Genomic DNA, 20,608 nt, shown 5'->3' with positions numbered 1-20,608 from the left:
AGGAAGTCAAAGGTATCTAACACTAATTAATAACATGTTAATGATAAATATGATTTTTATGTAGTGTTTTAGACCACAATTATTTATTAGATAATGTTATTATCTACTGCAAACTTGACAATGGAAGCATTATTTTTTAGATTCAGTTTCTGTAAAATTCTACTTCTGTAGGTACTAATAGTATTTGCACTTAAAGAAATACTTTGTGCAATTTCTTTTACAGATTTACCACTAGCCATTAACCTTACAACCTCCAACTCACGATCTGATAGTAATTCTATTAAAGAATCTACTGGTTTATAAGTAGTAGTATTAACCAACATATTTGCAACATTTTCAGAAATATATTTTTTACCATCAAGTACTTTTTTTACTGCCTCAATCAATACTTCTGGATCACAATCTTTTTTTAAAAAACCATGAGCGCCAGCTTTTAAAACCCTTATTGCATATTGCTCCTCAGGCTGCATACTTAAAATTAAAATTGGTGTAGAAATTTGTGAAGATTTAGCTTTTTTTACAACTTCAATACCATCTATTTTTGGCATAGAAATATCTATTAGAGCAATATCTAAAACTTTTTTGGTCAATAGTTTTAAAGCTTCAATTCCGTTAGAAGCCTCTATGAAAGAAGCGTTACTAAACTCATTTTTTAAAATTTGGATGATCCCTTTTCTTAAAATAACATGATCATCAACAACTAAAACCTTCATTATTAGTTAATAAAATAATAACTAAAGTTAGTAAATTAATGTTTATCACGGTTTATATAAACCCAATATTATTAATATATAATTATAATGTTTAAGCAATTTGATTAGAGGATAATGTTTTAATATTGAGATTAATAGAAGTAAGTTGTTAAAAATATTGTCCAATACCAAATACTAAGCCACGACCATCTTTTTTAGAAATTCCGTACCCATAATCTATTCTAAAAATAGCATTAAAAATAGATTTGTGTATAAATCTTAAACCAGCTCCTGGAAAAACTCTTAGGTTGTCTGCATCGCCAAAGTCGCCTAAATCACCACCTGGATTTCGCCATGATCCTGCATCAATAAATGCATTTCCTTGAAGGACAAACCAACCTTTTTCAATTAACGTATGTCTATATTCTGTGTTTAAAACTATAGCACCTGTACCTCTATCAATCGTATTTCCAACTCCTCTAATATTTAAATTATTATCTAGAGAAAATGGTGCAAATGGACTGTCGTTATTGGTGGCTAAACCTACCCTTAGTCGGCTTGCCCAATTACCTTTTTGTCCCAAACGTTTGTAGTAATTAAAGTCGTTCCAGCCAATTAAAAATTCTGGTAATTGGTTGTTGTCTGTGGTAACATACTGCAAGTTAAGCATGCTTTTAAACCCTGAAACATATTGGTAATTAAAATCCAGATTATTAAACTCATAAACTCCTCTAATCATGGTTTTATTAGCTGAAATTTCTGAAAGAAAATTAAATAAGGTTTGCTCTTCAAGGGAAGAATAATTCTCCTTAAATACATTAACTCCAAGCTCAAACCGATTATTAAAATCGGGTTGATACAAGCCTAAAACTTCAAAAGCCTTATTTCTATATCTATAATTTACTGTCGCTTCATCATAAAAAACGGGTTCTTGGGTTTGCCAATCTTGATGGTTTATAGCTAATCCAAACTCGCGACTAAACAAATAGGGTGCTCTAAAGTTAATACCGTAGGAGTTATAAATATCTTTTTGATAAAAACCTCCAAAAGTCATGTTTTGACCTAATAAATTAAACTCGTAAAGACCTATTCTGTAGGCAACATCTTCTTCATTAGACGTGTAAACATTTACAGATGGAATAATAGTAAAGTTTTCTTCAATGGTATAAATTACAGTGTAATTACCTTCATCAGTATATTCAACTTTATAATCTGCAAAAGACACAGAAGGCAATCTTTTTAATAATTTTATATCATCTTCTAATTGAATAGAATCTAAGGATTGTCCAGTTTCCGTTTTAGAAATTTTTTCAATAAAAGAGGTTTTAAGTTTTTTATTTCCTTCGATTTTAATATCTGTAATTGTTTGAGATGTTGTGCTTGAAAATGTAATTCCGAAGACAATAAAAAAATAAAAAAATCTCATTAATATAAACCGTATTGTGCTTTAATAACTTGCTCTACAGGTTTGTTTTGCGGTGTAAAGCGGTTGTTATTTAACCCTCCTACTTTATCATGGTTTATAAACCATTTCCAGATAAAACCACCTGCAAACCAATCCTCTTTCCAAAACGTTTCAAATAACGCTTTGGTTGTATTAGTCTGCGCTTCTAAGTTAACCTTACTTTCTACTCTATCTACTGTCCAAGGTGCTTTACCAGAATAGTCAATACTTCTGTAGCCAAACTCGGTAAACAAGATGGGTTTATTATATTTTTTTGAGTAACTATTTATTGTATCCTTGTACTTTTTCCAACCTTTTAAACATTCTTCTACTGTAGGTGTTTTACTATCACTAACAGGAAAATAGGCATCTATACCAATATAATCTAATTGCTCCCAAAAGGGTGTTTTTTTGTACTCATTCCAGTTGGCAGCATAAGTTAATTTCCCTTTATAAATAGATCTAATTTGTGTAATTAAACTAGTCCAATAGTCTGGTCTTGCTTCAACAAATTTTTCTAGTTCTGTGCCAATACAAAAAATTGGAGTTTCTGTATCTTGAGCTACTTGTGCAAACGCTAATATAAATTTAGAATAGGTGTCTTCAAGCATCTTCCAATCGTCTTCTGTTTTCATTTCAATAAAACCCGTAAACTCTCCTTTCCAAACCCACAATTGTGGCTTCAACATAGATTTTATATTAGACTTTTTTAAAGTATTAATATATTGTTTACCACCTACTATTGTTTCTCCAAACCATTGTCGTTCTGCATCGTAATTTACGTTTGGACTATCTAAACTTTTAATCATAGCAAAAGGCATAATTGCAGCATAGTTAGCATTAATGTTAAGTAATGGATCGACATTTTTTTGAGATATACTATCTCTATGCGCTACAAAGCTTACTCCATTAATTTTTTCTTTTATAACAGGTGTCATAGAGCAACCAAAACAACAGAAGAATACACAAATTTTAAAAATCCATCTCATAAGTGTCAATTTATCTCTAAATTTAAACAAATAGAAATAATTGATTAAGGTTTTTACAAAACCTTCGACTTAGCTTTTATAACTAAACCAAAACTATGGAGCATATTGTAATTATAGGTAATGGTATTTCTGGCGTCACACTTGCTAGACACATTAGAAAATTATCTAATAAAAAAATTACTATAATTTCTGCCGAAACTGACTATTTTTTCTCTCGTACAGCATTAATGTATGTATATATGGGACACCTAAAGTTTGAACACACGCAACCTTATGAAAACTGGTTTTGGGAGAAAAACAAAATAAACCTTAAAAAAGGCTATGTTAATACAATAGATACTGACTCTAAAACACTTCATTTTGCTGAAGGTGACACTATAACCTATGATAAATTGGTCATTGCAACTGGTAGTAAACCTAATAAATTTGGTTGGCCAGGACAAGATCTAAAAGGCGTACAAGGTTTATACAGTAAACAAGATTTAGATAATCTAGAAGTGGTTGCACCTAACAATCAAGTCTGTAAACGCGCTGTTATTGTTGGTGGTGGTTTAATAGGAATTGAATTGGCAGAAATGCTAAATTCTAGAAATATTCCTGTTACTTTTTTAGTACGCGAATCCAGTTTTTGGAATGGCGTTTTGCCTGAAGGCGAAAGCGAAATGATAAACAGACACATTAAAAAGCATCATATTGATTTACGTTTAAGTAGTAATTTAAAAGAAATTATTTCTGACGAAAACGGAAAAGTAAAATCCATTATTATTGAAGAAACTGGTGAAGAATTAACTTGTGATTTTGTGGGTTTAACAGCTGGTGTATCTCCTAATATTTCATTTTTAGAAGACAGTAAAATTGAAACTAATAAAGGGGTTTTAGTTAATCGTTACCTTGAAACTAACATAAAAGATGTTTACGCAATTGGTGATTGTGCAGAGCAACGTGAAGCAATTGGTAACAGACGACCTATTGAAGCTGTTTGGTATACAGGACGAATGATGGGAGAAGTTTTGGCGCAAACTATTTGTGGCAATTCTATGCAGTACAATCCTGGTCATTGGTTTAATAGCGCTAAATTTTTAGATATAGAATACCAAACCTATGGTTGGGTATTTGGTAGTAAAGGACGACCAGATTACGAAACTCATTTTCATTGGAAACACGATGATGATACCAAATGTATAACCATTGCTTACCATAAAGACACTAATCAATTTTTAGGCATCAACACCTTTGGGATTAGAATGCGTCATCAAACTTTTGATCAATGGTTAACAGAAAAACGGGATGTAGATTATGTGGTTAATCATTTAGCTGAAGCCAATTTTGACCCAGAGTTTTACAAACATTTTGAAAAAGACATTAAAGCAGCCTTCAACAATCAATTACAAACAGCCTAACAACTAATTATGAGTAATAAATTAAACTATAGTATGTCTTTGGCTAATTCTTACGGATTATCTAAATCGCAAAAAATAGCATCAGCAATTGGTATATTAGGTCTGTTTATTTTTCTTTTAGCCATTTTCAATGTTCAGTTTACTAACAGAGGACTAGTATTAACTATTGCATTATTATTAATTGCATTTGGGACTGTTTGGTTTGCTAACAATGCCTATTTAAATACTTCTGAAGGCATTAAAAACGATGGCGTATGGTTTAAATCAATTTCTTCTAGAGGATTAATAGGATGGTTAACTGGATTGGTATTAACTGGGTTTTACATTGTGCTTTATTTTTTCCCTGAATTATTAGGCTTAACAGAAAAAGGAGTGGCTAATACAGGTTTAATTGCACTATTTGATCCTTTAAGTAGGTTGCTAAGTGGTAATCCAGCAAGTCAGTGGTTTGTATATGGTACTCTTTATACCTTGGCAATTTTAGCTTTTGGCTATAAATTTATTTTAAAATACAGACACAACAGGTATGAGAAAATCCGCACAGGTTCTGTGATGTTTTTTCAGTTGGCTTTTGCTTTTTTAATCCCAGAATTTATGGCTAGATTAAATTCGGATTCGTTTAGCTTACCTTATTACGATCTTAAAAACATTTGGCCACTAAACTATTACAACTTTGAGCAATACCGAGTAAATTCTATGATTAGCGCTGGTGACATTGGTACTGGACTACTTATTTTTGGTATCGCTTCTATTTTTATAATTACACCTATTTTAACCTACAAATATGGAAAACGCTGGTATTGCTCTTGGGTATGTGGTTGTGGTGCTTTAGCCGAAACCGCTGGAGATAGTTTTAGACAGTTAAGTGATAAATCTCAGTTTGCTTGGAAGGTTGAGCGTTGGGTAATACATTCTGTTTTGGTTTTCGTAGTTTTAATGACTACCGCAGTTGTTCATAGTTATTTAGGCGTTGATAACACTAAATATTGGCTTACAAAAAGCACTTTTTTAATTTTGGTAGCTTCTTTGCTAACTATTGTTTTCGTAGGCGCTTTTGTTTTTAAGCGAAAAGAACTCGCTAAAGACGCAAAATATGGAGCAATTGGCTATTTTGTTATTATCATATCACTTTTCGCCATTTATTATTTCAGTTCAAACAGTAATTTGTTTTTATTCAAGCCAGAAACGCTTAGAAAAACTTATGCATTTTTAATAGGTTCTATATTTTCAGGAGTTATCGGCACAGGGTTTTATCCAATTTTTGGTAATCGTGTGTGGTGCAGATTTGGTTGTCCTATGGCTGCCATATTAGGATTTCAGCAACGTTTGTTTTCAAAATTCAGAATTACCACAAATGGAGGACAATGTATCTCTTGTGGTAATTGTTCTACGTATTGCGAAATGGGTATTGATGTACGTGCTTACGCTCAAAAAGGAGAAAATATTGTACGCTCTAGTTGTGTTGGTTGTGGTATTTGTAGTGCTGTTTGCCCAAGAGGAGTGCTTAAACTGGAAAACGATAGTATGAAAGGGCGTATTAATCCAAATGAAATCTTATTAGGTAACGATGTAAATTTAATGGATTTAATTAATCAGAAATAATGTAAAAAACAATTGTATTTTTGCAACCTGATAAAACACTAAATGCCCATAATTAAAGTCATAATCCCTGCTTACAACGAGCAAGATTCTATAGCAAAAGTTATACAAGATATCCCTTCTATTGTCCAAGAGGTAATTGTAGTTAGCAACAACTCGACAGATCAAACAGAAACTCAAGCTAAACAAGCAGGTGCTACTGTTTTAACCGAAAACCAAAAAGGCTATGGATATGCATGTTTAAAAGGGATGGATTATATTGCTAATCAAGACCAAAAACCTGATATTATTGTGTTTTTGGATGGAGATTATAGCGACTATCCTGAAGAATTAACAAAAATTGTTGCGCCTATTATACAACAAGATATAGATTTTGTGATTGGTGCCAGAACTAAAGAACTAAGGGAAAAAGGGAGTATGACACCTCAACAAATTTTTGGTAATTGGCTGGCTACCTCATTAATGACACTTTTTTTTAGAGCAAAATTTACAGACCTTGGACCCTTTAGAGCTATTAAATATAATAAGTTATTAGCCCTTAATATGGTAGATAAAACCTACGGTTGGACAGTAGAGATGCAGTTAAAAGCACTCAAACAAAAATTAACTTACACAGAAGTACCTGTAAACTACAAAAATAGAATTGGTGTCTCAAAAGTTTCAGGAACCGTAAAAGGTAGTATATTTGCTGGCGTTAAAATATTAACGTGGATTTTCAAATACAGTTTTAAAAAGTGATTATAGAAACAACAATTATTATTGTTTACACCATTGCACTCATACTTATCTTCTTGTATGCTTTGGCTCAATTAAACTTAATGTTCAATTATATTGCTGCGCAAAAAAAGAAAGATAATGGACCCAAATTCAATCTAAATAATACAGATGAAATCCCTTTTGTAACCATACAGCTTCCTGTCTTTAACGAGTTGTATGTTATGGATAGATTATTAGATAATATTGCTTTAATAGACTATCCTAAAGATAAGTTAGAAATACAAGTATTGGACGATTCTACAGACGAAACCGTAGCAACAACCAAAGCACATGTAGAAAAACTTAAATCTCAAGGATTAGACATATCACACATCACCAGAACTAACCGTCAAGGCTTTAAAGCAGGCGCTTTAAAGGAAGGATTAGAAATTGCAAAAGGAGAATACATTGCTATTTTTGATGCCGATTTCTTACCACAACCGGATTGGTTAAAAAAGACCATACCTTATTTTAAAGACCCAGAAATTGGTGTCGTACAAACACGTTGGGGACACATAAACAGAGATTATTCTACATTAACTAAAATACAAGCTTTTGCGTTAGATGCACATTTTACTTTAGAGCAAGTTGGACGTAGTAGTAAAGGTCACTTTATTAATTTTAACGGTACAGCTGGAGTGTGGAGAAAGCAATGTATAATAGATGCAGGAAATTGGGAAGGTGATACTTTAACTGAAGATTTAGATTTAAGTTACAGAGCACAACTTAAAAACTGGAAGTTTAAATATTTAGAAAATGTCGAAACGCCTGCAGAATTACCTGTTGTAATAAGTGCTGCTAGATCACAGCAATTTAGATGGAATAAAGGTGGCGCAGAAAACTTTAGAAAAATGTTAGGTCGCGTGCTTAAAAGCAAAAATATTTCGGCTAAAACTAAAGTACATGGTATATTACATTTATTAAACAGTACAATGTTTTTAAATGTATTGATAGTTGGAGTACTAAGTATTCCAATGCTTTACATAAAAAATGAATATGCACACTTAAGACCATACTTTTATGTCATGAGCTTTTTTGTACTAAGTACTGTAATCTTTTTTGTGTGTTATTGGGTAATGTATAAACAAAGTCATGGAAACACGTTTAAAGATTTTTTAAAGTATATCGCTTTGTTTTTTACTTTCTTTTCAATAGCAATGGGCTTTTCACTGCATAACTCAATTGCAGTTTTAGAAGGTCACATTGGCAAACGAAGTGAGTTTGTACGTACTCCAAAATTTAATATCAGTACGCTTAAAGATAGTTGGAAAGGCAACAAATATTTACGTAAAAACATATCTGTACACGTTATTTTTGAAGGTGCTTTAATGTTATATTTTGCTTTTGGGATGTATCTAGCTTTTATAGTTGGTGACCAAGGAGGTGACTTTGGGTTATTCCCTTTTCATTTAATGTTAACCATCGGATTTGGTTTTGTGTTTTTTAAATCGTTAACCTCTAAAGCATAATCATTAATGTCATTGCGAGGACGCAGGACTTGCCAATCTGCTAATTGTAATATCTAAGCTTATATTAATTTATGTTTTAACACAACACTTCTACAGCTAACGCAATCGTTATGTTTAACACTATTTGGTTAAAATTTAGCAAAACAACTTCACTTTTAATAGTGCTAAGCCTAATTATGTACTGGCTTTTTGCTTACGATTTGGTTAGAACTGACCATCTTAAACTCATCTTACTATATTCTGGATTATTCTTTTGCTTTTATAAAATAGTTCAACAAAACAAAAACAATTTCAAATTATTAGTGGCTATTGCCATTATTATCAGGCTAGTCTTTTTGTTAGCCATTCCAAATCTATCACAAGATTTTTATCGTTTTATTTGGGATGGACGACTTATTCTACAAGGTATTAATCCCTATTTATACACTCCTCAAAGCTTCATTTCCAATGGGCAATTTCCAATCAATCAAGCACAGGAACTTGTAAAAGGAATGCAAGCATTAAATGCCAGTCATTTTTCAAATTATCCTCCAATAAATCAGTTATTTTTTATTATTGCCAACCTGTTTTCTACTTCCAATATTTTAGGATCAGTAATAGGATTAAGATTAATAATCATAGCAGCAGATATTGGGACATTATATTTTGGAAGTAAACTTTTAACAAAACTGGGTTTAAAAAAGCATAAAATATTCTGGTATATTTTAAATCCATTTATAATAATAGAGCTGACAGGTAATCTTCATTTTGAGGGTGTCATGATATTCTTTTTAATCTTTAGTTTGTATTTGCTAAGCATTAATAAATGGAAATGGTCAGCAATAGTTTTTGCTTTATCAATTTCAACTAAATTAGTACCACTTTTGTTTTTGCCATTATTTATAAAATGGTTTAGACAAAGTAATCATACCATAGATTACAAAAAACTTATTAGTTTTTACCTTATTATTGGTAGCATTACCGTTTTACTATTTGCGCCTTATTTTTCAATGCAGTTTATTAATAACTACTCAAAAACGGTAGGCTTATGGTTTGGTGATTTCGAGTTTAATGCTAGCATATATTATATATTAAGAGCTATTGGATACCAAATTACAGGATATAACCAGATAACTATTATTGGAAAAATTCTACCCATACTAGTTTTCATAATTATATGGATATTAGCTTTAAAAAGAAAAAATGAAAATCTGCATGCTTTAATTGTTAGCATGCTTTTTGCAATGACTTGTTATTTATTATTTAGTACAACTGTACATCCTTGGTATATAGCAACTATATTACTTCTAAGTGTGTTTACTAATTACAAGTATCCTATCGTGTGGAGTTATATAATAATTATAAGCTATTTGGCGTATGCAAATGCAGACAATATAGAGAATTTATGGATTATAGGGTTTGAATATATTGTTGTATTTAGTGTACTGTTTTGGGAGATTTTTAATAAACCATCACATTTTAATTCTAACAAATCAACTAACTAATGTTTTAAGCCATTAATTTTCACATGTTTTTTTACACTAAAAAGATATCCACAGACTTATTAAATAAAAGTCCTTTCACTATTTGGTAATCAAATATATAATCGTAAATTTGCAAACTCTTTTTGAGAGAGGAATGTTTAATAAAAAATAATTAATAACGTGGACACATTAAGCTACAAAACGATTTCAGCTAATAAAGTTACTGCAGATAAGCAGTGGGTTTTAGTAGATGCTGAAGGTCAATCATTAGGGCGTTTGTCTTCTAAAGTTGCAAAACTTTTAAGAGGAAAACACAAGCCTAGCTTCACACCACACGTTGATTGTGGAGATAACGTCATTGTTATCAATGCAGAAAAAATCAACTTAACAGGAAACAAGTGGAATGACAAAACTTACATTCGTCACACAGGTTATCCAGGTGGTCAAAGAAGTTTAACTGCTACAGAATTGTTTGGAAAAGATCCAGCAAGATTAGTAGAAAAATCAGTAAAAGGAATGTTACCTAAAAACAAATTAGGTGCAGATTTATTCCGTAATTTAAATGTTGTTGTTGGTTCAGCTCATACACATGAAGCACAAAAACCAACAGTAATTAACTTAAACGAATTCAAGTAATGGAAGTAATTCACAAAATTGGTCGTCGTAAGACCGCAGTTGCTCGTGTGTACCTTTCTAAAGGAAAAGGAAACATTACGATTAACAAAAAAGACATTAAAGACTACTTCGATACAGCAACATTACAATACAAAGTAAACCAACCATTAGCTTTAACAGAAAATGAAGGTAACTTTGATATTAAAGTAAATGTATTTGGAGGAGGTATTACAGGTCAAGCAGAAGCTATCCGTTTAGCAATTTCTCGTGCAATGTGCGAGTTAAATGACGAAAACAGAGGGATTCTTAAACCTGAAGGATTATTAACTAGAGACCCAAGAATGGTAGAGCGTAAAAAATTCGGACAGAAAAAAGCGCGTAAAAAATTCCAATTCTCGAAACGTTAATATTATTTCGATTTGTCATGCTGAGCTTGTCGAAGCATCTCATTTCACAAAACAAAAATTTAAACTAGTTATTGTTGTCCTAGTCCAAAAGACAGGATTTAGTTTAGCATCTAAATAATTAAGGCGATTTATAATTATGACCACTTAATTATTGCTAATTCAACAGAACGTAAACTATTACAAAATGGCAGTAGAAGTAAAAGAATTACTTGAAGCAGGTGTACACTTCGGTCACCTAACACGTAAGTGGGATCCAAACATGGCGCCTTACGTATATATGGAGCGTAACGGTATCCATATTATAAATCTATACAAAACAGCAGCTAAAATTGAAGAAGCTGGAGATGCATTAGCAAAAATTGCAGCTTCTGGTCGTAAAATTTTATTTGTTGCAACAAAAAAGCAAGCAAAAGATATCGTAGCAGAAAAAGCTGGTAACATTAATATGCCTTACATTACTGAAAGATGGCCAGGTGGAATGTTAACTAACTTTGTAACTATCCGTAAAGCAATCAAAAAGATGGCGACTATTGATAGAATGAAAAAAGACGGTACCTTTTTAACCTTATCTAAAAAAGAACGTTTACAAGTTGACCGTTTAAGAGCTAAGTTAGAAAAAAACTTAGGGTCTATCGTTGACATGACACGTTTACCAGGTGCTTTATTTGTTGTAGATATTAAGCGTGAGCACATCGCGATTAAAGAAGCTCAAAAATTAAACATTCCAATTTTTGCAATGGTAGATACTAACTCTGATCCACGTCAGGTAGATTACGTAATACCAGCAAACGACGATGCTTCTAAATCTATTGATAAAATTTTAACGCACGTTACAGACGCTATTACTAACGGACTTAACGAGCGTAAAGCTGAAAAAGCTAATAAAGAAGCAGCTAAAGCAGATAAAGCAGCTCCTAAAAAAGCAGCAGCAGCTAAAAAAGAGGAAGAAGAATAAAATAACTATTTCAAAACACAAACAAGTCGTTTAATTTTTCTCTTGTCCTGAGCTCAGTCGAAGGGTTATTGAAATAAATTAAACGACTTTTTTTAAATTATACTTATTATGAGTGAAGTAAAAATTTCAGCAGCAGAAGTAAATAAATTAAGAAAAGCTACTGGTGCAGGTATGATGGATTGTAAAAAAGCCTTAGTAGAAGCTGGAGGTGATTTTGATGCAGCAATCGATGTATTACGTAAAAAAGGACAAAAAGTAGCAGAAAAAAGAGCTGACAGAGACTCTTCTGAAGGTGCTGCTGCAGTAAAAATTAATGATAACAACACTGTAGGTGTAGCTATCGTTTTAGGATGTGAAACAGATTTTGTTGGTAAAAACGAAAACTTCTTAGCATTAGCAAACCAAATGGCTGAAAAAGCAATCAACTTTGATAATAAAGAAGATTTCTTAGCATCAGATTTTGGTGGTATGACCGTTGCAGAAAAATTAGTTGAGCAAACTGGTGTAATTGGTGAAAAATTAGAAATCAACGCTTTTGAAAAATTAGAAGCACCTTATGTTGGATCTTACGTTCACATCAATAAAATTGGAGCTTTAGTTGGTTTATCTCAAGAAGATGAAACTGTAGCTAAAGACGTAGCAATGCAAGTAGCATCTATGGGAGCAACAACTTTATCTTACAAAGATTTTGATCCTGCATTTGTCGCTTCAGAAACTGAAGCTAGAATTGCAGTTATCGAAAAAGACAACGAAGAATTAGCACGTTTAGGTAAGACACTTAAAAATGTACCTCAGTACATTTCTATGTCTCAATTAACTCCAGAAGTTTTAGCTCAAGCTGAAGCGGATGCTAAAGCAGAATTAAAAGCAGAAGGTAAGCCAGAACAAATCTGGGACAAAATCTTACCAGGAAAAATGGATCGTTTTATTTCTGATAACACGACTTTAGATCAAGAACAATGTTTACTTGACCAGAAGTTTATCAAAGACGAAAAAATGACTGTTGCAGATTATGTAGCATCTAAAAACGTTGAAGTTACAGGTTTTAAACGTGTGTCTTTAGGATAACAAATCCTAGTTGTCATTCTGAGTATAGCGAAGAATCTCAATTTTAATATATAAAACCACTACTCTACTACAGAGTTAGTGGTTTTTTTATGCGATTTAATGACAGAAAAAAGAATTACAACAGAGATATATTCATTCCAAAAAAATAAAAAAAATGTGTAGCTTTGTCAAACTCTTGTTCCCTCAAAAATTGGGAAACTCATAATCGTTAGATTAGACTATGAAATATAAAAGAATACTCCTTAAATTATCAGGTGAAGCTTTAATGGGAAATCGCCAGTATGGTATAGATCCCGAACGTTTATCAGAATACGCAGAAGAAATTAAAGCAGTCACCGAAAAAGGAATTGAAGTGGCTATTGTAATTGGTGGTGGAAACATTTTTAGAGGTGTTGCAGGTGCTATGAATGGTATGGATCGTGTACAAGGCGACCATATGGGAATGCTAGCAACAGTAATTAACGGATTAGCACTACAACAAGCTTTAGAAGATGCAGGTGTTAAAACTAGATTACAAACTGCTATAAAAATAAACGAAGTTGCAGAACCTTTTATACGCAGAAAAGCAATGAGCCATCTAAAAAAAGGACGTGTAGTTATTTTTGGTGGAGGAACAGGTAACCCTTATTTTACAACAGATTCTGCTGCAGTATTAAGAGCAATAGAGATTGAAGCAGATGTTATTTTAAAAGGTACACGTGTAGATGGAATTTATAATGCTGACCCAGAAAAAGACAGTTCGGCAATTAAATTTGATCACATTACTTTTGATGATGTATTACGCAAAGGATTAAAGGTAATGGATACTACAGCATTTACTTTAAGTCAAGAAAACGATTTACCAATTATTGTATTTGATATGAATACAACTGGTAACTTAATGAAAGTCGTTTCTGGAGAAAATATCGGAACACAAGTAAGTTTATAACAATTTCCTGCGCAGGCAGGAATCTGATTGATAATTTCAAATTTTAAGACTATTATTGCGCTTTGACTGCGCTTAGCATGACAAAGCAATTTTAAAAAGTTAATTCGTCTTTATTTTAAAAATTAATTATTTTAGTATTAAGATTAAACAGACAATTTAAAATATTTTGGCTCGCTTTTTGAAAGCCATTCAATATTAAATGACATTACAATGAACGAAGAAATTACATTTATTATAGATACTGCTAAAGAAGCAATGGACAAAGCCATTAAGCATCTAGAAAAGCAATTTGTAAATATTAGAGCTGGAAAAGCTAGTCCAGCTATGTTAGGTAGCGTGATGGTTGATTATTACGGTTCTCAAACACCGTTAAGTCAAGTCGCAAACGTTAATACTCCAGATGGTAGAACTATTACAGTTCAACCTTGGGAAAAAGGTATGCTTCAAGAAATTGAAAAAGCTATTATGGTAGCAAACCTAGGATTTAACCCTATGAATAATGGAGAAAGTATTATAATTAACGTTCCGCCTTTAACAGAAGAACGTAGACGTGACTTAGCAAAACAAGCTAAAGCGGAAGCTGAAGACGCTAAAGTAGGTGTTAGAAACGCACGAAAAGAAGCTAATAACGATATTAAAAAAGCAGAAGACGCATCTGAAGATTTACAAAAAAACGCAGAAGCAGACGTACAAGCATTGACAGATAAATACGTTAAAAAAATTGACGACATTTTATCTAATAAAGAAGCAGAGATTATGACTGTATAACTCTTCAAAAAGCGACTAACAAGTCGCTTTTTTTATACCTTTTACAAAGTTTTTACGTTGTATTGTTTTAACTAAATTACCAATTATGAAGTTTTTAAAGTCCTTCTGTTTTGTTTTAACCTTCATGGTGTTTGGATTACTTCAAGCTCAAGACTATAAGTTTATACCTAAAGATCAACGTCTGCTAACAGATGAAGAAATTAAAACTATGGAAATTATGATAACTCCAGATGTTTTATTGTTTAATGAAAAAGGAAAACTATTACCCAAGTCTCAAGTAGAATTGATGACAAATTCTGATTTTAAACCTCTGTTTTATGTGGATAAAGACAATAAGCTAAAATCCATAGTATTTAAAAGAGTCAAAGCTAAAGATAATAAAGTGGCTAAAAACCCTGAAGCCGAGTTTACAAAAGGTGAAAAAGCGTTAGATTTTATTGCTACTGATTTAGACGGAAACACCTTTAAATTATCAGATTTACAAGGACAAGTGGTTGTGCTTAATTTTTGGTTTACTAAATGCGGTCCTTGCATTCAAGAAATGCCAGAATTAAATAAACTAACTGAGAGTTTTAAAGATAAAAACGTAAAGTTTTTAGCTATTACGTTTAACCAAAAAGATATTGTCGAACAATTTTTAGAAGAGCAAGACTTTACATTTACTATTGTACCAAATGCAAATGATGTGGTCTCTTTGTTTGCTGTTAATAGTTTCCCTACAAGCATTGTTATTGACAAAAAAGGTAAAATAGTAGCAAAGGAAGTAGGTTTTAGAACCAATATTAAATCTGTTCTTACAAAAGCCATCAATGCAGCACTATAATTCTTCAACATTTAAATATCTACTGGTTATTTTATGCTTTTTAAGTATAACAATTGTCCATGCACAAGAACCAAAAGAAAAAAATTTAAAAGTCAATGATACTACTAAATCTGGCGAATTATTAAAACAAATTGGCAATGGGTTTTTCCCAACTAAAGTCTGGAATTTTGACCTAAGATATCTTATCAAATTTAACCAATACGAAGGATTTAGAACAGGATTAGGAGGTATTACTAATGAAGCGTTTTCTGAAAAATTTAGAATAGATTCCTACCTTGTATATGGGTTTAGAGATGATAGTTTTAAATATAAAATTGGCGGTGGTTTCAGAGTAAATCCTGATACAAAAACCTGGGTTAATGTTTCTTATATAGACGATTTAAAAGAAACAGGAAGTTCTGCTTTTTTAACAGATGGTAGGTCCTTTTCTTTTTTTGAACCACGATTACTTAATATCGATTTATTTCATAAACACATTACTTCTGCTATATCCATAGAACATGAATTAAATCCTAAATTATACACTAAAGCTGAACTTGCAGTAAGTAATATTAGACCAACCTATGATTATAATTATGTCCTGGACAATAAGAATTATAGTGGTTTTGAAACCTCTACCGCAAAAATAGCGTTACAATGGGACCCTTTTAATTCAACAGAACAATTAGAAGATGGTACAACTAGTACCAATCAAGGGTATCCAAAATTTACGTTACAATACACCAAGAGTTTTAAGGATGTGTTTAATGCAGATTTCAATTTTTCGAAAATAGATTTTAGAACCATTCATAAAATTAAATTAAATAAAGACTCCTACACCATTGGTACATTATCTGCTGGAATTGCACATGGTGATGCACCTTTAACTCATTTATATCATGCTTACCCTAATAATATTACCAAAGAAACCATACTTCAACGATTTTCTGTAGCAGGTATTAATAGTTTTGAAACTATGTATTTTAACGAGTTTTTCTCGGACCGCTTTTCTACTTTAGTCATCAAACATTATGTTAAACCCTTTGCAATAGCAAAACGCTTCAACCCTCAATTGGTATTAGTCTCGCGTTATGCAATTGGAAATATGAATAATATAGGAAGGCATCAAAATGTTAACTTTGAAACCTTAAAACACGGTTACACAGAAAGTGGTTTCGAAATTAATAAACTACTTTTTGGCTTTGGCTTAAGTGTCACATACAGATATGGTGCTTACCATTTATCTAGAGAAGAAGACAATATTGCATTAAAATTTACATTTAATATTACATTATAAACCCAAATTTATCTTAGTAAATACAATGGTTTTGCATACCTTTGCTGCGTTTTTTAAAGCATTATGTTAAAACTATTTTCAGCAAATTTTTGGGATGTTGTTGCAAGACTTATTTTGCGCAATAAAATAGCCATTCTTTTAGGTGTCATTGTAGTGACTATATTATTTAGTACGCAATGGAAGTATATGCGTTTTACCTACACTGAAGCCAATTTATTACCAGATGATCATGAAGTTAATATAACTTATAATGATTTTTTAAAAGTATTTGGTGAAGAAGGTAACCTTGTGGTTTTAGGCGTTAAAGACTCGACATTATTTACTGTTGAAAAACTTAATGCTTGGAATGCATTATCCGATAGTTTTAGAGATAATCCAGAGGTAGAAACTGTAGTCTCTATAAAAGATCTTCAAAAATTAATTAAAGACGAAGAACAAGAAAAATTTGTTTTAGAACCTTTTATTAAAGACTCTGTGACTTCCATTCAAGAAATAGAAAAACTAACAGATCAACTATTTAATAAATATCCTTTTTACGACAATTTTTTATTCAATAAAGAAACAAAAACTGTACGTACAGCCATATATCTTAAAAAAGATATTGTTAATACGCCTGCTAGAAAAGAGTTTATAATTAATAATCTAGTCACTAAAATTGATGCCTTTAAAAAAGCGCAAAATTTAGACGTTAGGGTGTCTGGAATGCCTTATATACGTACGCTAAACGCACAAAATATAGTTGACGAAATAAACCTATTTGTATTAGCTGCATTATTGGTCACTTCCTTAATTTTCTTTTTATTTTTTAGATCCTTTAGGGCAACTTTTATCTCGTTAATAGTCGTTTGTATTGGTGTAATGTGGACCCTAGGTATTATAGGGTTATTAGGTTATGAGATTACCGTATTAACAGCATTAATCCCGCCATTAATTATCGTTATTGGTATACCAAACTGTATTTTCTTAATTAACAAATACCAAAACGAGGTTAAATCTCATGGTAATAAAGTTAGAAGTTTACAGCGTGTAATTACCAAAGTTGGTAATGCCACCTTAATGACTAACGTAACTACTGCTTCCGGTTTTGCTACCTTTATTTTAACCGAAAGTCAATTATTAAAAGAGTTTGGTGTAGTAGCCTCTTTAAGTATCCTTGCCATTTTTATATTGTGCTTACTTATCATTCCAATTATTTACACCTTTTTACCATTTCCAAAAGACAGACACCTAGAGCACTTAAACAAGCGTTGGATTGGAGGATTTGTAAATTGGATGGAACGCATGGTAAAAGAAAAACGAATTACCATTTACGTGACGTCATTGGTGTTATTAATTGTGTGTTTAATTGGTATTTTTCAAATAAAAATTTCGGGAAGTCTTATAGAAGACATGCCAAAAAACGCACAATTTTTTAAAGATATTCGCTTTTTTGAAGAAGAGTTTGATGGCATTATGCCTTTAGAAATTATGGTGGACACCAAAAAGAAACAAGGTGTCATGAAGCCTAGTACTCTTAAACGAATGGAGAAAATTGAAGATTTTATTAATGAGACTCCAGAATTTTCAAAACCTATTTCGGTAGTAGGATTAGTAAAATATTCTAAACAAGCCTACTATAATGGTAATCCAAAATATTACCAATTACCTTCTCCTGGACTTGAAGAATCTTTCATTTTAAAATATGCAAAAAACTCGTCTTCCAAAGTAGATTTGCTAACCAACTTTGTGGATAGTACTGGTCAATATGCCAGAATTACAACCTTTATGAAGGATATTGGAACCGACAAAATGGAACGTATCCAAGAAAATCTACAAGCTAAAATAGACAACGTTTTTCCTGAAAAAAAATACAATGTTACCATGACAGGTAAAGCATTAGTGTTTCAAAAAGGAACTAAATATTTAGTAAAAAACTTAGCCATATCGCTATCCCTTGCAGTAATATTAATTTCATTATTTATGGCATACATGTTTCGTTCGTTTAGAATGATTATTGTATCACTTATACCTAACCTATTACCTTTAGTCGTTACAGCAGGATTAATGGGATACATTGGTGTACCTATAAAGCCTTCAACAATTTTAGTATTTAGTATTGCATTTGGAATATCTGTGGATGATACCATTCACTTTTTAGCTAAATACAGACAAGAGTTACAAGCCAATAACTGGAAAATTAAAAAATCTGTTTATGGTGCTTTACGCGAAACTGGAGTTAGTATGTTTTATACATCAATAGTTTTGTTTTTTGGATTTTCAGTATTTATAATTTCAAGCTTTGGCGGAACAGTTGCTCTTGGAGCATTAGTTTCTGTAACCTTGTTATTTGCTATGTTATCCAACTTACTATTATTACCTTCGTTATTATTATCGTTAGAACGAAGCATTGCCAATAAAGAAGTATTAAAAAAACCAACTATAAATATTATTCCAGAGGAAGATGATGATGAAAATGCATTTCTTAAAGAATAAAAAATAACAGAAAATCTCTATTTTTAATCAAATTTTTAAAAATGAACTCATATACAGTCGCTACATTATTAAAAGAAACCAAATTACAAGAAATACATATTAAAGGTTGGGTACGTACCTTTAGAGCTAATCGTTTTATTGCTTTAAACGATGGGTCTACGTTACAAAATATCCAATGTGTAGTAGATTTTGAAAATACAGACGAAGCCCTATTAAAGCGTATTACCACTGGTGCTGCTGTGTCTATTACTGGCGATTTAGTAGAAAGCCAAGGAAAAGGACAAAATGTTGAAGTAGCAGTCACTAAAATTGAAATTTTAGGAGATTCTGATCCTGAAACCTATCCTATTCAACCTAAAAAACATAGCTTCGAATTTTTACGCGAAAATGCACATTTACGTACCAGAACCAATACGTTTAGTGCTGTCATGCGTTTACGTTCATCATTATCTTTTGCAATTCATAAATACTTTAACGATAATGGTTTTTATTACATGCACACACCAATAATAACTGGTAGTGATGCAGAAGGTGCAGGTGAAATGTTTAGAGTTAGTACGCTAGATCAGAAAAACCCACCATTAAATGAAGATGGTACAATAAATTATAAAGAAGACTTTTTTGGCAAGGAAACTAACCTGACGGTTTCTGGACAATTAGAAGCTGAAACCTATGCTATGTCATTGGGTAAAGTGTACACTTTTGGTCCAACATTTAGAGCAGAAAACTCAAATACATCACGTCACTTAGCAGAATTCTGGATGATTGAGCCTGAGGTAGCTTTTATGGATTTAGCTGGTAATATGGATTTGGCTGAAGATTTTATGAAATCTGTTATTAGCTATATATTAGAACACAATCAAGAAGATTTAGAATTTTTAGACCAACGTCTTTTCGATGAAGAAAAAACAAAACCACAAGCAGAACGTAGTGATTTACGCTTAATTGAAAAACTTAAATTTGTTACAGAAAACAACTTTAAGCGTGTTAGTTATACCGAAGCTATTGATATTTTACGCAATAGCAAACCTAATAAGAAGAAGAAATTTAACTACATTATTGAAGAATGGGGAGCCGATTTACAGTCAGAACACGAACGCTTTCTTGTAGAAAAACATTTTAAATGTCCAGTTATCTTATTTGATTATCCAGCTAACATTAAAGCATTTTATATGCGATTAAATGAAGACGGAAAAACAGTACGTGCAATGGATATTTTATTTCCAGGAATTGGAGAAATAGTTGGTGGATCGCAACGTGAAGAGCGCCTAGACGTTTTAAAAGAAAAAATGGCTGCATTAGATATTCCTGAAGAAGAATTATGGTGGTACTTAGACTTACGTAAATATGGTACAGCTGTACATTCTGGTTTTGGTTTAGGCTTTGAGCGCTTAGTCATGTTTGCTACAGGAATGACCAATATTAGAGATGTCATCCCTTACCCAAGAACACCTCAAAATGCCGAGTTTTAACCAATAAATTAG

Annotated in this window: 18 protein-coding genes; 15 read left to right on the top strand and 3 right to left on the bottom strand. The window is 31.9% G+C overall.

Going from position 1 to position 20,608, the window contains the following annotated elements; genetic code table 11:
• Window positions 1-86: 86 nt before the first annotated feature.
• The 3 genes from LY08_RS07175 to LY08_RS07165 form a co-directional block, all read right to left on the bottom strand.
• Window positions 87-713 (bottom strand): response regulator transcription factor, encoded by a 627-nt coding sequence (locus LY08_RS07175; protein ID WP_111659768.1) that lies wholly within the window; start codon window positions 711-713, stop codon window positions 87-89.
• A gap of 148 nt (window positions 714-861) precedes the next feature.
• Window positions 862-2,118 (bottom strand): POTRA domain-containing protein, encoded by a 1,257-nt coding sequence (locus LY08_RS07170; protein WP_111659767.1) that lies wholly within the window; start codon window positions 2,116-2,118, stop codon window positions 862-864.
• Entirely contained in the window at window positions 2,118-3,125 is a 1,008-nt protein-coding gene (locus tag LY08_RS07165; protein ID WP_245907566.1) for a glycoside hydrolase family 113, read from the bottom strand. The genes LY08_RS07170 and LY08_RS07165 overlap by 1 nt, the downstream gene beginning before the upstream one ends.
• A gap of 95 nt (window positions 3,126-3,220) precedes the next feature.
• Between LY08_RS07165 and LY08_RS07160 the strand changes: the two genes are divergently transcribed.
• The 15 genes from LY08_RS07160 (at window position 3,221) to asnS (ending at window position 20,596) form a co-directional block, all read left to right on the top strand.
• On the top strand, window positions 3,221-4,525 hold the full coding sequence (locus LY08_RS07160; RefSeq protein WP_111659765.1) for an NAD(P)/FAD-dependent oxidoreductase: 1,305 nt from the start codon (window positions 3,221-3,223) through the stop codon (window positions 4,523-4,525).
• 9 nt (window positions 4,526-4,534) lie between these two features.
• On the top strand, window positions 4,535-6,127 hold the full coding sequence (locus tag LY08_RS07155) for a 4Fe-4S binding protein (RefSeq protein WP_111659764.1): 1,593 nt from the start codon (window positions 4,535-4,537) through the stop codon (window positions 6,125-6,127).
• Between the two features lie 42 nt (window positions 6,128-6,169).
• Complete coding sequence (locus tag LY08_RS07150) at window positions 6,170-6,862, top strand: glycosyltransferase family 2 protein (protein ID WP_111659763.1); 693 nt, start codon at window positions 6,170-6,172, stop codon at window positions 6,860-6,862.
• Window positions 6,859-8,349 carry a cellulose synthase family protein gene (locus tag LY08_RS07145; RefSeq protein WP_111659762.1) on the top strand — a complete coding sequence of 497 codons (1,491 nt, stop codon included), beginning with the start codon at window positions 6,859-6,861 and terminating at the stop codon, window positions 8,347-8,349. Before LY08_RS07150 ends, LY08_RS07145 begins: the two co-directional genes overlap by 4 nt.
• A gap of 176 nt (window positions 8,350-8,525) precedes the next feature.
• On the top strand, window positions 8,526-9,833 hold the full coding sequence (locus tag LY08_RS07140; RefSeq protein WP_245907565.1) for a mannosyltransferase: 1,308 nt from the start codon (window positions 8,526-8,528) through the stop codon (window positions 9,831-9,833).
• Between the two features lie 159 nt (window positions 9,834-9,992).
• On the top strand, window positions 9,993-10,448 hold the full coding sequence (gene rplM / locus LY08_RS07135; RefSeq protein ID WP_111659760.1) for a 50S ribosomal protein L13: 456 nt from the start codon (window positions 9,993-9,995) through the stop codon (window positions 10,446-10,448).
• Window positions 10,448-10,834, top strand: a complete 387-nt coding sequence (rpsI, locus tag LY08_RS07130) for a 30S ribosomal protein S9 (RefSeq protein ID WP_111659759.1) — start codon at window positions 10,448-10,450, stop codon at window positions 10,832-10,834. Before rplM ends, rpsI begins: the two co-directional genes overlap by 1 nt.
• A gap of 184 nt (window positions 10,835-11,018) precedes the next feature.
• Entirely contained in the window at window positions 11,019-11,789 is a 771-nt protein-coding gene (rpsB, locus tag LY08_RS07125) for a 30S ribosomal protein S2 (RefSeq protein ID WP_111659758.1), read from the top strand.
• 108 nt (window positions 11,790-11,897) lie between these two features.
• Window positions 11,898-12,857 carry a translation elongation factor Ts gene (gene tsf / locus LY08_RS07120; RefSeq protein WP_111659757.1) on the top strand — a complete coding sequence of 320 codons (960 nt, stop codon included), beginning with the start codon at window positions 11,898-11,900 and terminating at the stop codon, window positions 12,855-12,857.
• Between the two features lie 220 nt (window positions 12,858-13,077).
• Entirely contained in the window at window positions 13,078-13,785 is a 708-nt protein-coding gene (gene pyrH / locus LY08_RS07115; RefSeq protein ID WP_111659756.1) for a UMP kinase, read from the top strand.
• A 210-nt stretch (window positions 13,786-13,995) separates the two neighbouring features.
• On the top strand, window positions 13,996-14,553 hold the full coding sequence (gene frr, locus LY08_RS07110; RefSeq protein WP_111659755.1) for a ribosome recycling factor: 558 nt from the start codon (window positions 13,996-13,998) through the stop codon (window positions 14,551-14,553).
• 85 nt (window positions 14,554-14,638) lie between these two features.
• Window positions 14,639-15,376 (top strand): peroxiredoxin family protein, encoded by a 738-nt coding sequence (locus LY08_RS07105; protein ID WP_111659754.1) that lies wholly within the window; start codon window positions 14,639-14,641, stop codon window positions 15,374-15,376.
• A complete protein-coding gene (locus LY08_RS07100; RefSeq protein WP_245907564.1) occupies window positions 15,363-16,652 on the top strand; it encodes a DUF5686 family protein in 1,290 nt (429 codons plus the stop codon). Before LY08_RS07105 ends, LY08_RS07100 begins: the two co-directional genes overlap by 14 nt.
• Window positions 16,653-16,715: 63 nt before the next feature.
• Window positions 16,716-19,124, top strand: coding sequence for an efflux RND transporter permease subunit (locus tag LY08_RS07095; RefSeq protein WP_111659753.1), 2,409 nt, complete (start codon window positions 16,716-16,718; stop codon window positions 19,122-19,124).
• Between the two features lie 41 nt (window positions 19,125-19,165).
• Complete coding sequence (gene asnS / locus LY08_RS07090; protein WP_111659752.1) at window positions 19,166-20,596, top strand: asparagine--tRNA ligase; 1,431 nt, start codon at window positions 19,166-19,168, stop codon at window positions 20,594-20,596.
• The last annotated feature ends 12 nt before the right edge of the window (window positions 20,597-20,608 follow it).

This window comes from Olleya aquimaris, from assembly GCF_003259525.1.
In the GTDB taxonomy this organism is placed as follows: domain Bacteria; phylum Bacteroidota; class Bacteroidia; order Flavobacteriales; family Flavobacteriaceae; genus Olleya; species Olleya aquimaris.
Note: the sequence above shows the minus strand (reverse complement) of the source record. Positions and strands in the feature narration are given on the sequence as shown.